The following is a 21,609-nucleotide window of genomic DNA, read 5'->3' on the forward strand; positions in this document are numbered from 1 at the left end:
TCCACTCCCGCGTGGTACACGATCGTCCATATAGCTGATCGTTTTTGCCATGGGAACCGGTTCCAGGGCTCCATAGCCTTGAGGGGTGACCAGCGACCCCCAAAACCCCAGCATGATCCTCCTGCCCGACGCCCCCGCTGGCCAGCAGGACCTCCTGGCGGCAGGCGGCGTGGCCTGCTGGAGCGAGCCGGTATGGATCGACACTTACGCACCCGGTAAGCCGGACAGATATCCGCTGTTCCTGGACCGGCGCGTCTACCAGGGATCCAGCGGCAAGGTATATCCGATGCCGTTCATCGACAGCATCGAGGCGGTGAAACAGCCCAGGCTGTGGCAGGCCATCCACCTGGAGAATGAGTACGTCCGCCTGATGCTGCTCCCGGAGATCGGGGGCCGCATCCACGTCGGCTACGACAAGACCACCGGCTACGACTTCTTTTACCGGAACAACGTGATCAAGCCCGGGCTGGTGGGCCTGGCCGGGCCGTGGATCTCCGGCGGGGTGGAGTTCAACTGGCCGCAGCACCACCGGCCCGCCACGTTCCTGCCGGTGGAAACGGCCGTTGAGCGCGCCGGCAACGGTGACGTGACCGTCTGGCACAGCGACCTGGACCCGCTGCAGCGGATGCGGGGCACCCACGGCGTCCGGCTCCGGCCCGGCAGTTCACTCATCGAGGTCGATGCGCGGCTGCATAACCGGACCGATGAGCCGCAGACCTTCCTCTGGTGGGCCAACGTGGCCGCGCGGGCGCATGACAGCTACCAGTCTTTCTTTCCCACCGACGTCCGGTACGTGGCGGACCACGCCCGCCGGGCCATCACCGCTTTTCCGCGCGCTGACCGGCCCTATTACGGCGTGGACTATCCCGCGCTGGCCGCCGCAAGCAGCCCTGCCGAGGGCCGGCCGGACGCGGACCGGCTCGACTTCTACGCCAACATCCCCGTCCCCACCTCCTACATGGTTACGGACACGGCGGACAGCTTCTTCGGCGGTTACGACCACCAGGCGGATGCCGGGTTCGTCCATTGGGCGGACCGCAGCATCGCGCCCGGCAAGAAGCAGTGGACGTGGGGCAACGGTCCGGTGGGCCAGGCATGGGACGGGCATTTAACGGACGACGACGGCCCGTACGTTGAGCTGATGGCCGGCGTCTTCACGGACAACCAGCCGGACTTCAGCTACCTCGCCCCGGGCGAGACGCGCACCTTCAGCCAGTACTGGTACCCCATCCGGCAGATGGGGCCAGCGCACCAGGCGAACCTGGACGCCGCCGTCGCGCTTTCCCTGGACGGTTCCGGCAGGACCGCCACCGTTGGCGTCTCCGGCACCACCCCCAGGGAACATGCGGCCGTTGTCCTGAAGTGCTCCGGCGAAACGGTCCGGAGCTGGACTGTCCTTCTCTCGCCAGCGCATCCGTTTACCGCCACCTTTGACCTGCCCTCGCCGGCCAGGGCAACGGACTTGACGCTCCAGGTCCTCGATGCCGGGCGCGAACTCATTACCTGGACGCCCCGGGAGCCCGTCGATAATGCGGCCGGGCCCTCGGTGGCCACCGAACCCGCGCAGCCGCGGGATATGGAAAGCCAGGACGAGCTGTTTGTCACCGCAACCCACCTGGCGCAAAACCGGCACCCCACACGGTCGCCGTTGCCCTACTTCGAGGAGATGATCCGCCGGGATCCGTTGGACTCCCGCGCGTCCATCGCCTTGAGCGCAGCCAGGTACCGGGAAGGCCGCTACGGCCAGGCGCGGGACCTGCTGGCGAATGCACTGGCACGACTGACCCGGCGGAACCTTAACCCGCCCAGCGGGGAGGCCAGCTACCGGCTGGGCCTCGTCCTGGAACGCCTTGGCCTCATGGACGAAGCCCGGGAACGGTTTGGGAAGGCTGCCTGGGACAGGGCATGGGCACATCCGGCGCAGCTTGCGCTGGCCCGGCTGGCCCTGCGCGGCGAAGACCCAGCCCGTGCCCTGCAGCACGCTGACGCCGCATCGTCCCTGGAAACCACCAGCCCCGAAGCACGGCACCTCCGGTACCTGGCGCTGGAACAGCTGGGGTGCAGGACGGAGAGTGGGCAGTTGCTGCAGGACATCGTGGCCGCCGACCCGCTGGATCCCGTGGCCCTGGCGCTCGCGGGGGCCCTGGACGTGGCGGATCCGAAGACCGGGCTGACTGTGGCCTGCTGGCTGGCCCGGGCGGGGCAGTGGCAGCGTGCCCTGGACCTGACCGAAGCCGAAGCCGAAGCCGCGGACTACCCGGCGTTCGGCAACCCCGGTCCGCTCCGCCACTATCTGCGTGCCTGTTGGTTGGAGGAACTCCTGGATTTCCGGGCCGCGGCTGCCGAGCGCACGAAGGCCCGGTGCGCGGACTCGTGCTACGCCTTCCCCTACGGCCTGGATGACTATGACGCGCTGCTCCGCGCCCTCGAAGCCGACCCGCGCGACCACGTGGCCCACGGACTCCTGGGCTGCTGGCTGCTGGACAGCGGGCGGACCGCCGACGCTCTGGGCCACCTGGAGCAGGCCATGGCACACGGCAGCACAGACCCTGTGGTGTGGCGGAACAGCGCCCTGGCTGTGACCAACACCGGCGGCGACCCCGCCACTGCCGACAGCTGCCTTGCGCGGGCTTTAAACCTCAGTCCGGGGGACGCCCGGCTTGTCTTTGAACGGGCCGTGCTGTCGGGGCTGCGCGGCCTGCCTGCCGAGCAGCGTATCGCGGACATCGAACAGCAGGGGCCCGCCGTCCTGGCCCGTGATGATCTCGCCGTCCTCTACGCCAACCTGTTGACCGACGTCGGACGCGCCCAGGACGCCCTGGCACTCCTGGCCTCGCGCACCTTCCAGCCCTTTGAAGGCGGCGAGGGGCTGGCGCTCGCCGCCTACGACCGGGCCGCGGTCCAGCAGGCGCGGACGTTAATGGAGCAGGAGCCGACGGCGGCAATCACCCTGCTGCGCGAGGGCATCGCAGCACCGGCGAACCTGGGCGAGGGGCGGCATCCGGGGGACAGCATGGCTGAACGGCTCGTGGCGCTGGGCGATGCGCTGGAACGGTCGGGTGGCGGCGTGGCTGCGAGGGAGGCCTGGGCTGCAGCCTGCGGCGGGGGGAATGCGTTGGCCGTGGATCGGGGTCCGGCCGGGCCGGCCGACTACTGGAGGGGTGTGGCTTTCATCCGTCTGGGGAGGCGCCAGGAAGCGGACCGGATCTGGGACAGCCTGGAAAACCGGGCAGCCGAACTGGAGGCGGCGCCCGCGCAAGCCGACTATTTCGCCACCTCGCTGCCGGAGCTTTTGCTGTTCACCACTGATACCGCTGCGTCGCGTGGCGCTGCGGCGGCCTCGCTTCGGGAACTGGCCAGGCGCGGCCGGCTGGCAGGACGCTTGTCAACGAAGGAAGAGGTCTCCCTGTGACTGAAGAACCGCGATACCTCGGGTCCGGGACCCTGGAAGGTGACACGCGCAGCCTGACCGGGGCGCCGCCGTCGCACGTTCCCTCACGCCTGGCCATCTCGCTCTGGGACTTCTCCTGGTACACCCGCGCCGAGGACGGCGGGCCGTACGCGGACCTGGACAAGGCGTGTGCCAAGGCAGCGGAGCTCGGGTACAACGCCATCCGCATCTGCGCCGTGCCGTTGCTGCTCTTCGGAGGCCTGGGCCTGGACGCGCTGGCGGAGGATCTGGAGATCGAGGGACTGGGCACGGCGCCCGACGGCGGAATCTACGGCCGCGGGACCCGCTGGTATGACGCCCCGGGCGGTTACCGGCTGAACCTGCGGCAGCGGCTGCTGGACCTGTTCGACGCCGCCCAACGGCACGGCCTGGTGGTGGTCCTGGCCAGCTGGGAGTACCAGCAGTCGCCGGTGTTTGCCGCGTCGCCGCAGTGGTTCGAAGCCATCGATGCCGTCCCGCTGGCGGACCGGTACGGGGTCCTGGCCGACGCCTGGGACCGGTTGATCCGGGCGGTCTCCGACGCCGGGCACCGGGACAGCATCGCCCTCGTGGAACTGCACAACGAGGTGGATTTTTCCATCCTGCCGGCCCTGGCCGACGGCGGCAGCGAGCAGGTGCAGCGCCTGCGCCGGCTGCATCCCGACCTGCTGGTGACGGCCAGCTACGGAAAACCCCCGCACCTGGCCATGCACACGGTGACCGACGGCCTGGGTGCAGCGCAGTTCCATGTCTACAGCTATGGCGTGCTGGACGCGCTGCAGCAGCAGATCGACATTCGGTCCGAGGGGACCGACGGCTTCCCCAACCCGGCACTGCGTGCGCTGCTGCGGGCCGACGCACCTCCTTTTCCGGACTACGGCCGCCTCGCCGCCTGGAAATACCGCGCCACCGTGGTGACCGACCAGATGTTTTACGGCTACGACTGGATCGACCCGGACGCGTGGGACACCTGGCTGTACAACAACTACGGTCCCTACCGGGAGGTGATGCGGCGCGAGATCGAGTCCCGCGTCATCGCCATCGCCGCCTGGGCGCGGTGGAAAAACGTGCCCGCCCTGGTGGGTGAGGGCTGGATCGGGTACACCCCGCTCCTGGGCACGTTCGAGGAGGGGCCGGTGGGGCGGGACCTGGCCGAGCACGGCATCCGCACAGCCCTGGACCATGGCGTATGGGGTATGGTGCCCTGCTCCAACGCGGCTCCCCACCATCCCCTGTGGGCCGACGAGGCGTGGCAACGCCGCGTCAACAAGCTGATACTTACCGCCCCTGCGAACTGAAGGACTCCCGCATTGACTGGCCAACACACCGCCCTTGAGCTGCTGACTGCCGTCCACCGGCGTTTCGCCGGGCGGCGGCAACTGCCTGCCATGAGCAATACCGAGGACGTGCACAACCGCTGGCGGCTTACCAGCCACTATCTGGAGCGCGACGGCGGCCCGTACATTCCGGTGTCGGGCGAGATCCACTTCAGCAGGCTTCCCCGGAACCGCTGGGAGGACCGACTCCGGCTGATGAAGGCCGGCGGCATCACCGTGGTGGCCTGCTACATTTTCTGGATCCACCACGAGCCGGTGCAGGGGGAGCCACGGTTTGACGGCAACCTGGACGTCGCTGCCTTCGTCCGGCTGTGCGCGGCCCTGGACCTGGACGTCGTCCTGCGCATCGGGCCTTGGGCCCACGGCGAGGCCCGCAACGGCGGGTTTCCGGACTGGGTGCAGGCCGCCGACGTCGGGCACCGCACCAACGATCCCGCGTACTTGGCACTGGTAGAGCGCTGGTTCAACCTCATTGGTGCCCAGTTGAACGGGTTGACCGGGCCGGGCAGCAACGTGATCGGCATCCAGCTGGAGAACGAGCTGTACGACCAGCCCGGGCATATCACCGAGCTGAAGAGGCTGGCGCGTGCGTCGGGGATCACTGCCCCGATCTGGACGGCGACTGCATGGGGCGGTGCCGATCTTCCCTTGGAGGAGGTGCTGCCGGTCTTCGGGGGCTACGGCGACGGGTTCTGGGTGGACGCCGACGCTCCCTGGGACCCCACCTTCAGACAGCACTACCTCTTCAGCCACCAGTGGGACGATCCCGGCATCGGCGCGGATCTGCGCGAGCATTTTTCCGGGGCGGAGGCTTCCGCTCCGCGCTCGCCATCCGAACTCTACCCGCCTGCCACCTGCGAGCTGACCGGCGGCATGGCTACTGCGTACCAGCGCCGGCCCTGGCCTTCGGGCAAGGATGTGGCGGCGGTGGCGAACAACAAGATCGGCAGCGGCTCCAGTTGGCAGGGCTACTACATGTTCGCCGGCGGCATGAACCCGGGGCCGGAGCTGCAGGAATCGCAGGCGACGGGTTACCCCAACGATCTTCCGGCATTCGACTACGACTTCCACGCTCCGATCGGCGCCTCGGGCCGGCTGGCGCAGAGTTTCGGGCTGCTGCGCCGGCAGCACGCGTTCCTGGCCGCGTTCGGAGAGCTTCTGGCGCCGATGCCCTCCACGCTGCCGGGCCGGGTGCCCTCCGGGGTGGAGGATTCGGCGACCCTCCGCTGGGCCCTTCGCTCCGATGGGAACTCCGGATTTGTCTTCATCACCTGGCACCAGCCGCATATGCCCCTTCCGGAATATTCCGGTGCGCAGTTCCGGCTGGACCTCGACGTGGAGACGGTGACGTTTCCTGCCGCGCCCGTGGACGTTCCCGCCGGCACCATCGCGGCGTGGCCGGTGAACCTGGAAGTTGGGGGTGTGCGGCTGCTGTGGGCCACGGCAACGCCGTTGACCGTTCTCGATGCCGACGGTTCGGCCACCCTGGTCCTTGCAGCCGAAGAGGGCATCGAGCCCCAGCTGTGTTTCCACGAGGGGACGGTGCTGGAGGGCCCCGCAACTGCGCTTGGGGGCGACGCCTATGTGGTTGCTGCCTCTGCTCCGGTGACGCTGGCTGCGGCTACCCCCACAGGTTCCTTGGCAATATTGGTGCTGCCCGCCGCATTGGCGGACCAAGCCTGGGTCCTGGATACCTCGTGCGGCCGGGAGCTGGTTCTGTCCGCAGATCCAGTCTGGCTGGATGCCGGAGGCCGGCTGTCTGGAAGGTCTGGGGGAACGCCGCCAGTCCGGCGGTACTCCCCGGAGCCTGGCTGCTTTGAGGACGTGGCCGTCGAAACGGAGGGACTGGAGCCCGCAACCCAGGCGGTGCCGGTGGAGCTTGTCCGCTCCGCGCAGGCCGTTCCTGCGTCCTTCGGCTCACTGGCGGGCCGGGCCGGAGTCCCGGACGATGAAGCCGTCAGCCACTTCGCAGCGGCGTATCGGCTGGAACTTCCGACGGCGGGACCCACCACCGGGGGAGGTCTGGCTGAGTTGGAGGTGGCCTGGGCGGGCGACGTCGCCCGCCTTGTGGTGGACGGAAGGGTGGTGGCGGACCGCTTCTGGGACGGCTCCCCGTGGATCCTCGAAACCAGTGACGTGGGCATCCAGCCAGGTTCCGACGTCGTCCTTCAGGTCCTGCCGCTGCCCAAGGCAGCCAAGGTGGGCGTGCCCGCACCGGCCCAGCTCCGAAGGGATGCCGTGGACGGGGACCTGCTCGCCCTGGACAGCGTGCAGATGGTGCACTGGACTGAATGGCGGGAAGCCCGAGCCTGAGGCGCCCCTCCGGCATAGGATGGACGTTTCGTGACGGAGGGAGCGGATGTGGAGCGGGCACACGGGTTCGCCAACCAGCGGCTGGTGGTGGTGCCACGTCCGCTGGTCCGTGAGGCGCTTGCCCGTCCCATCACCCGGCACCTCGTGGTCACGGACGCCGGCGTCTTCCCGGCCGCGGAGGACCATGGACGCTACCGTCCGGGGGGTGCCGAGGAAACCATCATTATCCTCTGCGTGGCCGGACGGGGCTGGGTGGAAACCGCCGGTACCCGGACCGACGTAGGCAAGGGAACCGCCGTGGTGCTTCCCGGCGGAACCGGCCAGGCACATGCATACGGTGCCGCGACACATGATCCATGGACGATCTGGTGGTGCCACGTGCGGGGCAGCGATGTCCCCGAGCTGGTTACGGAGGCCGGGATACGCCCCGATGGACCCATCATCCCGCTGCTGGCCGTGGACCGTTTGACGGCCATGCTGGATGAGATCATCACGGCACTGGAGAAGGACCAGTCACCGGCGCGGCTGGTGGTTACGGCGGGCATGGCGTGGAAGCTGCTGGCCACGCTGGCGGTGGACCGTCGCGTCCCTGAGAAGGGGACACCGCTGCAGCAGGCGATGAACTACCTGGAGGAACGGGCGGACGGGACCATCCGGCTGCCCGAGCTTGCCGCGCTGGTGGGGGTGTCGTCGTCGCACCTCAGCAAGCTGTTCCGCGAGGCGACCGGCGGGGGAGTGCTGGCCCATCACACAGCCCTGAAGATGGCGCGCGCACGGCATCTGCTGGATACGACCGACCTGACCATTGCGCAGGTGGGCCGGGAAGTGGGCCTGCAGGACCAGTTCTACTTTTCCCGCCAGTTCCGGCGCCTGCACGGGGTCAGCCCCAGTGTCTACCGGGCGGAGCGGAAGGGGTAGTTCATCTTCCAGTCCTGCAGCTAGAGCAGGGGATGGTCCTGGTTGCCCTGTTTGCCGGCCCCGACGGTGGTGCGTTCGACGATCTCCTGCGCGATCGCGTACACCTTGCGGTTCGTATCCTGGCTCAGTTGGCTCATGAGCCCGTAGGCCTCGTCGGCCGTGATGCCGGTGCGCCCCATCAGGATGCCCTTGGCCTGCTCAATGACCGCCCGGTTCACGGCGGACGCGGCCACCGCCTCCGTGGCGAGTTGGTGCCGGTCCGAATGGATTGACGTGGTCAGGTCCACGATTACGCCCCAGACACCGATGGGGGTGGTTCCGTCCAGGATGTAGTCGGCAGAGTAAAGCAGTTTGTGCTGCCGGTCCTTGCGGTCCCGGATGGACACATAGATGGATGACGGCCCGCCGTTCTTGGACACGTGCTCCCAATACGCCTGGACCCTTGGGCGGTCTTCGGGCTCGAGATGGGGCATAACCATGTCCATGGAGGGGACCACCTCGCCCCGCTCATACCCGTACATGCGGTACAGCCCGTCAGACCAGCGGAAGATGCCGTCCTCGAAGTAGTACTCGACAAGGCCGGTGGGGCAGTCGAGGAAGTCGTTTTGGTGGACCCTCCCCTGCACGGGTCCTGGATCCTTGCTGCTGGCTGTCAATAAAGGGCCATTCCTACGTGCGGTACGCGGGCTACCCCCTGCCCGGCGCGAAAACACCAGAATATAGCAATTGGAATGCCAGTTAGGTGTCCAGTCCCGGCGCAGCCAGGTTCACCGGCCACGTGATTCCGTGGTGGCTTTACCCGGTGCGGAACGAAATCAGCACCTTGCCGGACCTGGTGGGGTCTTTGGCAACCTCGAAGGCTTCAAGTGCCCGGGTGGATGGGAATTCGTGGGTGACCACCGGCTCCACGTACAGGGATCCGTCGGCCATGGCGGCCAGGACGTCGTCAATCTCAGCATTGAAGCGGAACGAGCCCACCAGTTGGAGTTCGCGGGTGATGGCCAGGGAGATCGGGACGGGCTGGTCGCCGCTGGGCAGGAGCCCCACCATGACCACGCGGCCGCCGCGCATGGCGCCGCGAAGCGCCGACGCCAGGCCGCGGTGGTTGCCTGAAGATTCCAGCACCACGTCGGCCTCCACGGCTGCGATGGCGTCTGTGTCGGTGGCGAGGATGGTCCCGGTGGCGCCCACCGCCGTCGCGATCTTCAAGGGCTCCTCATGCATGTCGACGGCGATGATCTCCGTGGCGCCCGCCCGCTTGGCAACGGCCACGACGAGGCTGCCGATGGGACCGCTGCCGATCACCAGGACGCGTTTGCCGGCAAGGTCGCCGGCCTGGGCGACGGCATGCCACGCGACGCTGGCCGGTTCGGTGAGGGCGGCGGCGCGCAGGTCCAGGCCCCTGGGGAGCGGCCGGAGCATCCTGGCGGGCAGGACTGAATAGCGGCTGAAGGCGCCCTGGGTGTGCGGGTAGCGCGCGGCGCTGCCCAGGTAGGTGCAGCCCGGCGAAAGGTTGGGCCGGTCTTGCGGGTACCGGACGCCCGTTCCGCCCGGGGTGGCAGGGTGAACGGCGACGTTGGTGCCGACGGCGGGGCCGGAGCCGTCCGCCGCGGCCTGGACAACTGTGCCCACCACTTCGTGGCCCAGCACCAGGGGTGCGCGCAGGATCGATTCACCGGCTGCCCCGTGCAGCCAGTAGTGCAGGTCCGATCCGCAGATGCCGCCGTAGGCGATGTCCACCACGGCTTCGTGCGGCCGGGGGGCGGCCTGTTCGACGGTTTCGATCCGGAGGTCGTTGACGCCATGGACCACGATGGCCTGTCCTGACAGTGCGCTGCTTGTTGCCGTTGCCATGTCAGACCACCGTCGTCATTCCGCCGTCGACAAAGATTGTTTGGCCGTTCACGTAGTTGGAGGCGTCCGAGGCCAGCCAGGTGACAGGCCCGGCCAGGTCCTCCACGGTTCCCCAGCGGCCGGCCGGTGTCCTGCCGAGGATCCATGAGTTGAAGGCCTCGTCATCGACCAGGACCTGGGTCATTTCGGTGTGGATGTAGCCCGGGGCGATGCCGTTGATTTGCAGACCCTGGGAGGCCCATTCGGCCGTCATGGCCCGGGTCAGGTTGCGGAGCCCGCCCTTGGCGGCCGTGTAGGCGCCGATGGTTGGCCGGGCCAGGTCCGACTGGACCGAGCCGATGTTGATGATCTTCCCGCGCTTGCGCTCCAGCATCCGGCGGGCCACCTCGCGGCCCACCAGGAAGGCGCTGGTGAGGTCGGTGGCGAGCACCCGGTTCCAGTCCGCCACTTCCAGTTCCAGCAAGGGCACCCGGTGCTGGATGCCGGCGTTGTTCACCAGGATGTCGAGCGCGCCGAAGGTTGCCTCGGCCTCGGCTACCCCCGCCGCCACTTGGCCTTCGGCTGTGATGTCGAAAGAGACCGCGCCCACCTTGTCGTCACCGAAGATGGCTGCCAGTTCCTTGCGGCTGGCTTCCAGGCGTGCCGCGTCCAGTCCGTGGAGTACGACCGTGGCACCGGCCTGCGCGAGGCCCGCGGCCAAAGCCTTCCCGATGCCCCTGCTTGATCCGGTGACCAGGGCCGTCCGTCCGGTCAGGTCGAATGGTGATGCGTGGTCCATGGAGGGGGCCTCTTCTCGATGTGCGCTGCGGGATTACGTGGTGGTGGTCAGTGGCACTTTACGCGGTGCCCATAGTGGCGATGGCCTGCCGCACCGCGGCCAGGTCCAGGTCGCCCAGGCCTTGGGCCACCACCTCCGCGTAGAGGTTGACGCCGGCCGAAGCCATGGGAGCGGCCGTGCCGGCAGTGCCGGCGCTTTCGAGGACAAAGGAGAGGTCCTTGTACATGAACTTCGCGGGCCCCGTCGGAGTGTAGTCCTTTGCCGCCAGCCGGGGGCCCACGAGCTCCAGCACCCGGCTGGCTGCCAGGCCGCCGGACAGGACCTCAAAGAGGGCGTGGACGTCCATTCCGGAACGATCGGCGAGTTCGGCAGCCTCGGCGAGTGCCGCCGTCGTGGTTCCTACGATCAGCTGGTTGCATGCCTTGGCCAGCGATCCCGCGCCCAGGTCCCCGAGCAGGCGGACTGACGAGCCCATGGCTTCCAGGGCCGGCAGGATCCGGCGGAAGTCCTGCTCCGATCCGCCCGTCATGATGGCGAGGGTTCCCCGCCGCGCGCCGTCCGTGCCGCCGCTGACCGGCGCGTCGAGCACGGAGGCGTTTCCATTACTCGCGTCCGCAACAGTGCTGGCGAAAGCCCGCACACCAACCGGCGACACGCTGCTCATAACCACTACGAGCGTTCCAGGGGCGGGCGGCACCTCCCGCCACGCCTCAAGAAGCCCCGCCGCGGCCTCTTCGATGAATGGAAGGTCGGGGAGCATGAAGATAAGGACGGGTTCATCACGCAGGTCCGTGACGCTGTCCACGCCGGTCCCGCCCAGCCCCTCGAGCGCCCGGACGGCACCGGGGGAGCGGTTCCATCCCTTGACCTGCCAGCCTGCCTTGAGCAGGTTGGCCGCCATGGGGGCACCCATGAGTCCCAGCCCGACGAACCCTGCACGCTTGGGCGCAGGATCCGCCGGGGCGGGCACGGTGGTGCCGCTGCTCACCTGGCATCCTCCACGAGCACCAGGTCACGGCCGTTTGTCTCCGGGGTGAAGAACGTAGTGACGAAGGAGATTGCTGCCAGGACCAGCGAATAAAGCGCCGGAACGAGCCAGGAGTGGTTGGTGGCGGCCAGCAGTGCCACGCCGATCATCGGGGCGAAGCCGCCGGCGAGTACCGCGGAGAGTTCACGGCTGAGGGCCACGCCGGTGAAGCGGTGCTGGGAACCGAAGAGTTCGGGCAGCAGCGCGCACTGCGGGCCGAGCATGGCCTGCACGCCGAGGGCGATGCCCACCACCATGACCACCCAGACCAGGGCGACGTTGCCGAGTGTGACCAGGTAAAACGCGGGCAGGGCGATGACGGCCTGGAAGAGCGCGCCGTAGCGGTAAACGGGAACCCGGCCGTAGCGGTCGGACAGGGCGCCGAAGGCAACCACCAGCACCGCGGCGAAGCCGGCGGCAATCAGCAGGCCCGTGGGGCCGATGAACTTGTCCCCGGCAAAGACCCCCGCCGGCATGCTGATAAAGGAGACCAACAGGGCAGAGTAGATGGACGAGTTGCCGTTTTCGCCCATCCGCAGGCCGATGCCGATCAGTACGTTTTTCTTCGAGTGCTTCCAGATCTGGCCCACCGGGTTCTTCACCACGGCCTTGTGCTTTTCGAGTTCCTGGAAGACCGGGGTCTCCTTGAGCCGCAGCCTGATGAACACCGCGATCGCAATCAGGATGATGCTTGCCAGGAAGGGAACGCGCCACAGCCAGCCGTGCAGGACTTCCTTGTCAGCCAGCGCCATGAGGGCGAAGGTGCCTGCGCCCAGGAGGGTGCCCAGCTGGATGCCCACGAAGGGCAGGGAAGCAAAGAAACCGCGACGGCGGCGCGGGGCCACCTCCGAGATGAGGGTGGTGGCGCCTGCCTGCTCGGAGCCGGCGCCCAGGCCCTGCAGGATGCGCAGCGTCACCAGGAGCACTGCGCCCAGCATTCCCGCCTGGTCAAAGGTGGGCAGCAGGCCGATGGCGCAGCTGGACAGGCCCATCAGGCCGATGGTCAGGATCAGCACCATCTTGCGGCCGAACCGGTCGCCGATATGGCCGAACACCACGCCGCCGAACGGCCGGGCGGCGAACCCGACGCCGTAGGTGGCGAAGGAGGCGATGACCGCTCCGCTCTCCCCAAGCGGGGCAAAGAACAGCGGTCCGAAGATCAGGGCCGAGGCAAGGCCGTAGATGTAGAAGTCGTAGTACTCCAAGGCGGAGCCTACGGAGCTGGCAAGTGTTGCCCTTCGCAGCTGGTCCGGATCGACGACGGCGCCGTCCGTGATGGCCTGCGGTGAGTTAGTACGAGTTGTCACGAAAACTCCCTCTAATGCACTCCAGGCCCCCGTTGGCCTGGTGGGATAGCGACAACACCTGTTGTGCCGGTCACTATGCTGAACACAATACAGCATCCTGAACGGCTGGCAATAGTTTTCAGTTTTGCGAAGGGGTTAGGCGGGGGCGGGCCGCGCCTATCCCATGGGGTTGCCCAGGGAGTGGGCCAGTTCCTGCAGTTCCTTGACCATCTGGGATCCCTGCTCGGGGGTGTAGGTGGCCTTGAGTGCCGTGACGGAGAGCCCAAGGCTGGGACCGTGGGCGCCGCGGGTGGGGACGGAGACGGCGAGGCACACCACCCCGGTGGTCGATTCCTCATCTTCGAAGGCGAAGCCCTGCTCGCGGATCTCCTTCAGCTGTGCCTTCAGTTCCGCGCCAGTGCGCAGGGATTTGGGGGTGAGGACGGGGAGTTCGGCGTCGTCCGGGAACATCTCCTCGATGTCATGCCAGTTGAGCCGGGCGATCAGCGCCTTGCCCACTGCGCAGAGGGAAACGGGCATCTTGTCGCCGATATTGGACGTGAGCCGTACGGCGGGATGGCCTTCGTATCGGGCAAGGTAAATCACGTTCGCGCCGTCCAGCATGGCGATCCGGACCGTCTCGCGGGAGAGGACGGAGGCCTGTTCGCAGTAGCGGTAGAACTCCTGCACCTCATCCATGCGGCCAAGGTAGGCCGCGCCGAGCTCCACTAGCTTGCGGCCCAGGGTGAACTCCGCACCCTGTCTGCTGATCAGGCGTGCTTCCTCCAGGGCCAGCAGGAGGTTGGAGGTGGAGGACTTGGGAATTCCCACCTCGCGCGAGAGGTCGCTCAGGGTCAGCCGTCCGGTAGCCGAGGCAGCGAGGGCGTCCAGTACGGCTGCTGCCCGGGTGACTGCCGGTGCCGGTGAGGAGGCTCCCGGCTTTTCGGATGAAGCGGGGGTATGGGAATCGACCATGATTCTCCTTAGGTCGCCGGACGATGGCTGAGCGTTCAGTCAACTGAACGCTATCCATCATAAAGGCGTCGAGGCCGCCGCCGACGTCAGGCTACGGTGCTGCTCAACGTGCCGATGCCTTCCACCACGATGTCTACCCGGTCGCCGGGTTCCACGGGAACGGCGGTGCCGGGTGCCCCCGTCATCACGACGTCACCCGGTTCAAGGGTCAGCCAGGACGTGACGTAGGTGAGGCACTCGACCACGCTGGAGGGCAGGTTGAACGTGCCGGACCTGGCCCTTGCGGTGCCGTTGACGTGGACGTCGATGGCCGCCTGCTCGGGGTCCGGGAGTTCAGTCTCTATCCAGGGGCCAAGGGGGGTGTAGTTGACGCCGGCCTTGCCCTGGAAGTTCCGCTCGTCCACGGCGTTCTGGTCCACGTTGGTGACGTCGTTGACGCAGGTGTAGCCCAGGACGTGCTCCAGGGCGTTCTCCGCTGTGAGGTCCGTGGCCGTTTTGCCAATCACGACGGCGAGTTCACCCTCCGCATGGACGATGCCGCGATCGCGGGCCGCCACAATGGCATCCTCGGGGCTCGCCACCGTGTGGACGGACTTGTGCCATGCCTGAATGGGCAGGGGATGGTCATTCAGGGTCCGGTTATGGCCAATGCCGATGACGACGGCGGGTGCCACCGGGGCGAGGAATACGGCCTCTTCGTGTGGAGTGGCGTCCCCCGTGTAGCAAAGGGGGGCCTCGAAGGGGTCGCTGACGTGGTGCCACGTGCCGTCCCGTTCGACGGCATGCTGGGCACCTGCTGCTGTATTGATTCTGGCGATACGCATGGGTGCTCCGGCTTAGTAGAAATGCACGGTGTCCACGAGGTGGGGGAGATCCCCGCCGTCCAGGAACGTCCGGAGGTTGCTGCAGAACCGCTCGGTGATCAGCCTGTTCTCCGCCGCGCTGAGCGCGGAAGTGTGCGGCGAGACCATGACCTTCGGGTGGTTCCAGAGGGGGCTGTCCTGCGGCAGCGGTTCCACGGCGAAGACGTCCAGGCACGCGTAGCCCACCTGGCCGTTGTCCAGCGCCTCCAGCAGCGCCTCCTCATCCACCACGGTTCCGCGGCCCACGTTGACGAAGGTGGTTCCGGGCTTCATGGCGGCGAACAGTTCACGGTTGAACAGTTTCTCCGTGTAGGCGGTCCCGGGCAGTGTATTGACGACGGCGTCTGCCGCGGCCAGGAGGCCCGGCAGGCCTTCGTTGTCTGTCACTTCGTCGATGCCGTCAATGGGTTCAACGGTCCGTTTGGTGCCGCTGACCTTCATGCCGAGCGCTTTGGCTATCCGGGCGGTTTCCAGTCCGATCTCACCCAGGCCGGTAATGACCAGGTTGGATCCGTTGACCAGCCGGGTGGGGACCCGGAGTTCGGGCCAGACCTTTGCCGACTGGTCCTGCGCGAGTTCCGCGCTCCGCTTGAAGCCGTTCAGGATTCCCATCGCTGCGAATTCCGCGAGGGGAAGGGCGTGCACTCCGGCCGAGGTCGTGATCTTGAACTTCTGCAGGAGGTCCTGGCTTAGACCCGAAGCCTTGACGGCCCCGCCCGCCCCCGCCGCCATGGCGTGGACCCATTGCAGCTTTGGATTTTCGCGTGCGATCCGGGCCAGCCCCGCAGGGCTCTCGTTGGGGAAGCCGTACAGCACTTCGGCGCTGTTGAGCATGGCCCAGTAGCATTCCTCCTGCTCCTCGCTGCGCTTGAAGGCGGGATCACCGGCATGGTCCGCCGGGAAACGTTCGGGAGGCAGGAGGTCCGGTTCGTAGAGGACGGTGATGGACGGGTCAACGGCACGGATCCGTTCCACGAGCTCAGCTTCGAGCGGGACGGCGATGGCCACGGTCTTACGTGAAGTCATGAGTTCAGTATAGTGGACGGCGTTCGAAAAAATGTCCCTGCATGGGCCGGTGTTCAGGGGCCCGGTTCGTGAAATAGGACTTCCTTCAGGGTTGACCTCGCGGCCTGGTCAGCTCTTGCTGCGGTGGTCGGCTTGTTCTACGAGTTCGGTAATCCAGGGGCGGTGGCCGCGGTGGAACGCCATGCCCTCCGGAAGCCCGTCCATGCTGGGGACAGAGTCCCTGATGTTGATCGTGACGCGTCCGCCAGCCAGCGGTGCATTGGTGATCTGCAGGTCGCCGTAGGATTTTGGCAGCACCGGGTCCATCCAGACTCCGCCGCGGGAAACATGGGCGTCGTAGCGCATCAGGCTGGTCAGCAGCAGGATCGGCGAGGTCGCCGCCCATGCCTGGGGCGAGCAGGCGGTGGGGTAGGGGACGGGTTCGGCAAATTGATCGCGGCTGAACCCGCAAAAAAGCTCCGGTAGCCGGCCACCGGAAAATTCAGCTGCCTCCAGCAGCGCGGTGGAGATCCGCTGCGCTTCTTCCACGAACCCGTAGCGGACCAGGCCTGCCTGGATGATGGCGTTGTCGTGGGGCCATACTGAGCCGTTGTGGTAGCTGGCAGGGTTATAGGCGCCCATGTTGCTTGCCAGCGTGCGGACGCCCCAGCCGCTGAACATTTCGGGTGACATCAGGTGCCCGGCCACTTCCGCAGCTTTGTCGTCGTCCACCAGGCCCAGCCACAGACAGTGGCCCATGTTGGAGGCGCACGCGTCGACCTTTTGCTTGTGACCGTCGAGGGCAATGGCGTAATAGCCCCGCTCCGGGATCCAGAACTCCTCGTTGAACCGCTTCTTCAGGACCGCTGCGCGGTCCGCATATGCGGCTCCGAGCCCATCATCGCCGTCGTCGTATGCCATCCAGGCCCTGGCCAGGTATGCAGCGTAGACATATGCCTGGACTTCGCACAGCGCGATGGGAGGTTCGGCCAGCCGTCCGTCCGCGAAATTGATCCCGTCCCACGAGTCCTTCCACCCCTGGTTGACCAGCCCGTTGGGGTTGAGCCGCTGGTATTCGACGAACCCGTCACCGTCCTTGTCGCCGAAGTCGCGGATCCAGTCCAGGGCGCGGTCCGCGTGGGGCAGCAGGGCGTTGATGGTTTCCTTTGCGAAGCCCCAGCGGCTGACAGCGCCCAGAACGTCGACGAACAAAGGGGTGGCGTCCACGCTGCCGTAGTACGTGGATTTTCCTCCGAGTGACAGCCCACTGGAGACATCCAGCCGGACTTCGTGGAGGATCTTCCCCGGTTCCTCTTCACTTACTGGATCAACCACGCTTCCCTGGCGGTCGGCAAGGGTTTGCAGGGTGCCCAGTGCAAGGGAGGGGTCGACCGGAAGCGCCATCTCTGAGGCCCAGAGCGAATCGCGGCCGAAGATGGTCATGAACCATGGCGCCCCGGCTGCCACCACCACCCGGTCCGGATGGTTCGGGTCCTCGATCCGGAGAGCGCCCAGATCGTCATAGCTGCGACGGAGGGTGCGCTCGATAGCCGGGTTTCCCATCCGCAGCATCGGGATCCTTGCCACCCACTCCCGGCGGCGCCGGTCACTTGGGGACAGCCCGCCCCCCGAGTGGCTGAAGCTTGCCGGACCTGACTTCCCGGTGGCCGGTACGGCGCTGATAAGTGTGGACCATTCCGACCTTGGCTGGACGATGGTCCGGTATGTGATGGTTTCCGGCGTCACGTCCGCACCGGGAGCATTGAATGCGATGTCCTTTTGGACGTCCTTCCACCTGCCACGGATCGCCAGCATGCCCGCGTCAGCGTGCCGGAGCTCTTCCCATTGCCTCTGGATCCTGGCTTCCTTGACTTCGAAGAGGTCAGCGAAGTCCGAGCCAACCACCAGCTGCAGAGTGCATTCGATGGGTTCAAGGGAGAAATTGCGGATGGTGACTTGTTCCCGGATGCCTTCACCCACCTCACGCAGCCGTTCCACGATCAGGGGGCTGTCCGCATAGCCGTCAGAACGCGGAATACGGCAGGCGAAAAGCGCCCGGTAGGGTTCCTTAAGCTCGGCAGTGAGCGGCTCCAGCGGCAGCCCGTTCACTGTCAGGGCCCATTTGGAAACATAACGGGTGTCCTGGACGAACAGGCCATGGGGATGCGCTGGATTGATATCTCCGTTGGGCATGGAGATGCAGAAGGACGAACCTTCCACCAGGGTGACAGTTCCGGCCCCTAAAGGTCCGGCTGCCGTATCAGCGTTCCACCCCGCCATTACCTGTCTCCTTGGGAACTCGACAACCGCTGGCCAGGGGCCATCGGGCCCCTGTTTCTTGACCATGGCGGCTCTCTGCTCGACGCTACGCTTGCTGCGGTTTGGCCGCCAGAGTCCCATGCCGGGATTTTGGAACCCGGGGCCATCTCGTCGATAACATTTCCGACGACAGAACCGAGGCACTACATTTTGCGCTGTTGGACCTTTTGGCTGTTCGTCGGGGACAGGGGTGCGTCGCTGATGAAAAGGGCACCTACGGCTAGCGGAAACCGCCCAGCTTTGACCCGGCCAAGTTAAGTACGTCCTTCAGCATCGCCAGCGCCGCGCCCTTCGGACTGGAGCGGCCCCCTTGCACAGTGATGTCCCCGGCCTCGGGGCAGCTGAAGACCATGGCCTTTTCCGGACCAGTGAGGGAGAACAGCGGGTCGCCGGGCGGCACAGCTTCCAACTGCACGCTGACCACCATGGGCCGGTCCAGGGACGCCCTGGCAACGGCGCGGAGGCGCAGGCCGTTCCCAGTGGCAGCCAACGCCCTGTCGGGCGTGGAAGAATCGATTGGCTCCGTTTCCACCGCAATCCGGGAAACGTCCCAGTCCCACAGGAGTCCGGCGATCAGCCGCACCTTGGTGGCTGCATCCTGTCCGGACAGGTCCGCGGAAGGGTTGGCCTCCGCAATGCCCCGCCGCTGTGCTTCCGACACCGCCGCGTCAAGCCCGGTGCCAGCGGAAAGCTCATCCAGGATGAAGATTGACGTGCCGTTGGGGCAAGCCCGTACGCCGGTACAGCCCATCCCCCTCAGCGCGACGCGGGCCATGTCGGCAGCGGGAAGTGCAGCTCCGGTTGCCCCGGAAATCCGGATTCGGGCCTGGCCTTCCTCCGCAGCGCGCTCAAGGTCACGCCAATGGCTGAGTACATGGCTCTTCGTCGCCGTCACCACATCGACGCCGCTCCTCAACGCAGCAATCGCCTCGTGCAGGACACGCGCGTGGGCCTCGGGTGAAGAAGGCAGCGCCTGGACCAGGATGTCAGCCCGGGTAAGGGTAAGAGTCTCCTCGATTGGCCGCAGAGGCCCCCAGGAAGAGCGCTCCGGCAGTGGGCGGCCGGGCGCAAGGAGAACCTCCGTCCCGTGACCCCGGACCGCGGCGACCTGCAACAAGGAATCCTGCTCCAAAACGGAGTCAACAAACGCCCGTCCCACGGCACCGAACCCGGACAGGACCAGGCGCACGCCCAAAGCCATCTACTTGTTCGTCATCCGGTACCGCTCGATCTGCCGCAGCCGCCGCAGGAGGCTGTCGCGCCGCGGGTGCGGGACGACGTCGGGCGCTTCTGCGGTGAGGTCCACATGCCTGGTGCCGTACTGCCAGAGGAGGAGGTCGTCCAGGAGCCGGTCCGGGCCGGGGGAGTAGCGGTGGTCCAGGGCCTTGCGGACCTCGGTGATCCGGTTGGCATTCAGGAGCCCGGCCAGCTGCATGGTCTGGTTCAGGTCGTGTGCAGCGAGCAGTTCGGCGGCCCAGCCCCAGTCATCGTCCACTTTCCGGTCAACGTGGGGGAGCAGCGTTCGCCAGACGTCGCGGATCCGGTTGGGCGTGAGGGGGGCTGCCCCCTCGCCGTCCATATCCCAGTAGCTGCGGACTTCCTCATACCGCTCGTGTAGGTCAGCGAAGGCGGTCTCCACCGTCTCCAGCATGGCAGCGGTGGCGGTGAACTGCCGGTCGAAGTGTGGCGTCCAGGCGCGGGGATCCTCGGCCTTGAAGCGGATGTCATGCTCGATCTCGCTCCAGGCATGGGCGAAGATGGTGCGGATCTGGCACTCGAAAAAGTAGCTGCCGTTGGGCTGCGCGTCCGGGTTGAAGACCTGCTGGTATTCCTTGACGGCCTCGTTCTGGATGCTCCGCAGGATCAGGTGCCGGCTGGAGTAACCGTAGGTGCCGGACTCGATGGAACCGATGTCCTTCTCGCGGTCCCCGCGGCAGTCGAAAACCTGGCGCTGCCGCTTGATGATGTTGGCCACCACGGCGTTTTCCGCGGGCAGCTTGGTGATGACCCGGATGCCCACCATGTCATTCAGCGTGCGGAACGGGTCCGGGAATTTCAGCAGCCGCCGGCCGCCCGGCTCCAGCGGTTCCTCGGTGCGGGAAATCTTCTCCTTGAAGGACTCCACCGTCTTTGTGCGGCCGGTGACGAACAGCGGCGTCACCTCGCTGTCCTTCAGCATGCCGCGCAGGGTCAGCAGGACGTCGCGGGTGACAAGCTTCAGGGCAGGCCGGACGCGTTCATAGATCTCCACGTTGTGCTGCACAGACTCGCGCAGCGGGGCGTCCAGGCTTTCCCAGTTACTCGGCATGATCCCAGCTTACGGCCGGGGTCCGACACGAGCCGGTCAAAAAGCCCTTACGTTGCGGCCGGCGATGTGGACCCGCGCACCACCAGCGAGCTTTCCAGCGTCAGCTCCTCCTGCTCCAGCTCCTGGCCCTCCATTAGCCGGCGCAGCTGTTCCCCGGCTTTGAGGCCCAGCAGCTTGGCCGGCAGGTGCACGCTGGTCAGGCCGGGGCTGCTGGTGGCGGAGTACGGGAGGTCGTCGAACCCGGCCACCGCCAGCTCCTCCGGAATCCGGACCCCCGCCACGCGTGCTTCCTGCAGCACGCCATAGGCATGCGTATCAGTGGCGCAGACGACGGCGGTCACCCCCTCGCTCTGCCAGTCCGGCCACGCTGCGGCGAAGGCGGCCGCCGCCTCGCCGACGTCGATGGTGGTGGCAGGCATGTGGTCCGCATCCACAGACATGCCCAGTGCAGTGGCCTCGGCCAGGAATGCCTCGCGGCGGATCGCGAAGGTTTCCGTCCCGGTGACACTGTCAAGGTAGGCCACCCGACGGTGGCCAGCGGCGGCGAGGTGGGAGGCCAGCTCCCGGGCCCCCTGCGCGACGTCAAGGTTGACGGCCGGGGCCAGCGATTCAAGGCCGGGCGCGTCCAGCAGGACCAGCGGCCCGGCAACCGAGAGATCGGCCAGGAAACCTGCGTTCGGCGCGTCCACCAAAAGCCCGGCGGGACGGAGGGACATCAGCTTCCGGACGTCGTCGGCCTTGGGGAACTCGCCCGAATCCGTGACGGAAAGCAGCAGCTGGTAACTGGGCCCCAAGGATTCGCGCACCCCGCCGATCACCTTGGCGAAGAACGGGTTGGAAATATCCGGCGCAACCAAAATCACGATGGAACTGACGCCTTTGGCCAGCGAGCTGCCGATCCCATCCACCACGTAGCCCAGCTCGGAGATGGCATCGCGCACCCGGGAAATGTTGTCCTCCGACACGCGGCCCGCCGTCTTGCCGTTGGCCACCAGGGACACCGTTGCCACCGACACCCCGGCCCGGGCGGCGACCATCGCCGCCGTCACCCGCCTCGGCCGCGCGCGCTGCTGCACCTGTTTCCCGGAATCCATACCTCGATCCTATCCGCCGGCGGACTGACTAGGGAGGGCAAGGCGTCAAGCGTTTGACGCGCGCTGATACCCGACCAACGTTAAGCGTTTGACGCAGACCAC

At 66.9% G+C, this 21,609-nt stretch carries 16 protein-coding genes; 4 read left to right on the top strand and 12 right to left on the bottom strand.

What is annotated here, in order from left to right:
- Positions 1 to 85 precede the first annotated feature (85 nt).
- The 4 genes from LFT44_RS00515 to LFT44_RS00530 are packed head-to-tail and all read left to right on the top strand — an operon-like array spanning position 86 to position 7,998.
- Positions 86 to 3,412 carry a DUF5107 domain-containing protein gene (locus LFT44_RS00515; protein ID WP_236800476.1) on the top strand — a complete coding sequence of 1,109 codons (3,327 nt, stop codon included), beginning with the start codon at positions 86 to 88 and terminating at the stop codon, positions 3,410 to 3,412.
- Entirely contained in the window at positions 3,409 to 4,728 is a 1,320-nt protein-coding gene (locus LFT44_RS00520; RefSeq protein WP_236800477.1) for a cellulase-like family protein, read from the top strand. The genes LFT44_RS00515 and LFT44_RS00520 overlap by 4 nt, the downstream gene beginning before the upstream one ends.
- A 12-nt stretch (positions 4,729 to 4,740) precedes the next feature.
- Positions 4,741 to 7,080, top strand: coding sequence for a beta-galactosidase (locus LFT44_RS00525; protein WP_236800478.1), 2,340 nt, complete (start codon positions 4,741 to 4,743; stop codon positions 7,078 to 7,080).
- 30 nt (positions 7,081 to 7,110) lie between these two features.
- On the top strand, positions 7,111 to 7,998 hold the full coding sequence (locus LFT44_RS00530; RefSeq protein ID WP_236800479.1) for a helix-turn-helix transcriptional regulator: 888 nt from the start codon (positions 7,111 to 7,113) through the stop codon (positions 7,996 to 7,998).
- Between the two features lie 20 nt (positions 7,999 to 8,018).
- Here LFT44_RS00530 and LFT44_RS00535 read toward each other — a convergent pair whose 3' ends face one another.
- The 12 genes from LFT44_RS00535 to LFT44_RS00590 form a co-directional block, all read right to left on the bottom strand.
- On the bottom strand, positions 8,019 to 8,654 hold the full coding sequence (locus LFT44_RS00535) for an ANTAR domain-containing protein (RefSeq protein WP_236800480.1): 636 nt from the start codon (positions 8,652 to 8,654) through the stop codon (positions 8,019 to 8,021).
- A gap of 139 nt (positions 8,655 to 8,793) precedes the next feature.
- Complete coding sequence (locus tag LFT44_RS00540; RefSeq protein WP_236800481.1) at positions 8,794 to 9,852, bottom strand: L-idonate 5-dehydrogenase; 1,059 nt, start codon at positions 9,850 to 9,852, stop codon at positions 8,794 to 8,796.
- Position 9,853: 1 nt separating this feature from the next.
- A complete protein-coding gene (locus LFT44_RS00545) occupies positions 9,854 to 10,630 on the bottom strand; it encodes an SDR family oxidoreductase (RefSeq protein WP_236800482.1) in 777 nt (258 codons plus the stop codon).
- A 58-nt stretch (positions 10,631 to 10,688) separates the two neighbouring features.
- The gene (locus LFT44_RS00550) at positions 10,689 to 11,543 is read right to left on the bottom strand and encodes an NAD(P)-dependent oxidoreductase (RefSeq protein WP_236802976.1); all 855 of its coding nucleotides are present in this window, start codon (positions 11,541 to 11,543) and stop codon (positions 10,689 to 10,691) included.
- Positions 11,544 to 11,614: 71 nt separating this feature from the next.
- On the bottom strand, positions 11,615 to 12,964 hold the full coding sequence (locus LFT44_RS00555) for an MFS transporter (protein WP_236800483.1): 1,350 nt from the start codon (positions 12,962 to 12,964) through the stop codon (positions 11,615 to 11,617).
- Positions 12,965 to 13,120: 156 nt separating this feature from the next.
- Positions 13,121 to 13,918 (bottom strand): IclR family transcriptional regulator, encoded by a 798-nt coding sequence (locus tag LFT44_RS00560; protein ID WP_236800484.1) that lies wholly within the window; start codon positions 13,916 to 13,918, stop codon positions 13,121 to 13,123.
- Between the two features lie 86 nt (positions 13,919 to 14,004).
- A complete protein-coding gene (locus LFT44_RS00565) occupies positions 14,005 to 14,742 on the bottom strand; it encodes a fumarylacetoacetate hydrolase family protein (protein WP_236800485.1) in 738 nt (245 codons plus the stop codon).
- Positions 14,743 to 14,754: 12 nt separating this feature from the next.
- Positions 14,755 to 15,807 carry a D-2-hydroxyacid dehydrogenase gene (locus LFT44_RS00570; protein WP_236800486.1) on the bottom strand — a complete coding sequence of 351 codons (1,053 nt, stop codon included), beginning with the start codon at positions 15,805 to 15,807 and terminating at the stop codon, positions 14,755 to 14,757.
- A 108-nt stretch (positions 15,808 to 15,915) separates the two neighbouring features.
- Positions 15,916 to 18,066 (bottom strand): amylo-alpha-1,6-glucosidase, encoded by a 2,151-nt coding sequence (locus tag LFT44_RS00575; protein WP_236800487.1) that lies wholly within the window; start codon positions 18,064 to 18,066, stop codon positions 15,916 to 15,918.
- Between the two features lie 259 nt (positions 18,067 to 18,325).
- Positions 18,326 to 19,306 (bottom strand): hypothetical protein, encoded by a 981-nt coding sequence (locus LFT44_RS00580; protein WP_236800488.1) that lies wholly within the window; start codon positions 19,304 to 19,306, stop codon positions 18,326 to 18,328.
- Positions 19,307 to 20,413, bottom strand: a complete 1,107-nt coding sequence (locus LFT44_RS00585; protein WP_236800489.1) for a GTP pyrophosphokinase — start codon at positions 20,411 to 20,413, stop codon at positions 19,307 to 19,309.
- A gap of 47 nt (positions 20,414 to 20,460) precedes the next feature.
- Positions 20,461 to 21,450, bottom strand: a complete 990-nt coding sequence (locus LFT44_RS00590; RefSeq protein WP_442863701.1) for a LacI family DNA-binding transcriptional regulator — start codon at positions 21,448 to 21,450, stop codon at positions 20,461 to 20,463.
- Positions 21,451 to 21,609: the final 159 nt, after the last annotated feature.

Origin of the sequence: Arthrobacter sp. FW306-05-C, assembly GCF_021801725.1 — a bacterium.
Lineage (GTDB): Bacteria > Actinomycetota > Actinomycetes > Actinomycetales > Micrococcaceae > Arthrobacter.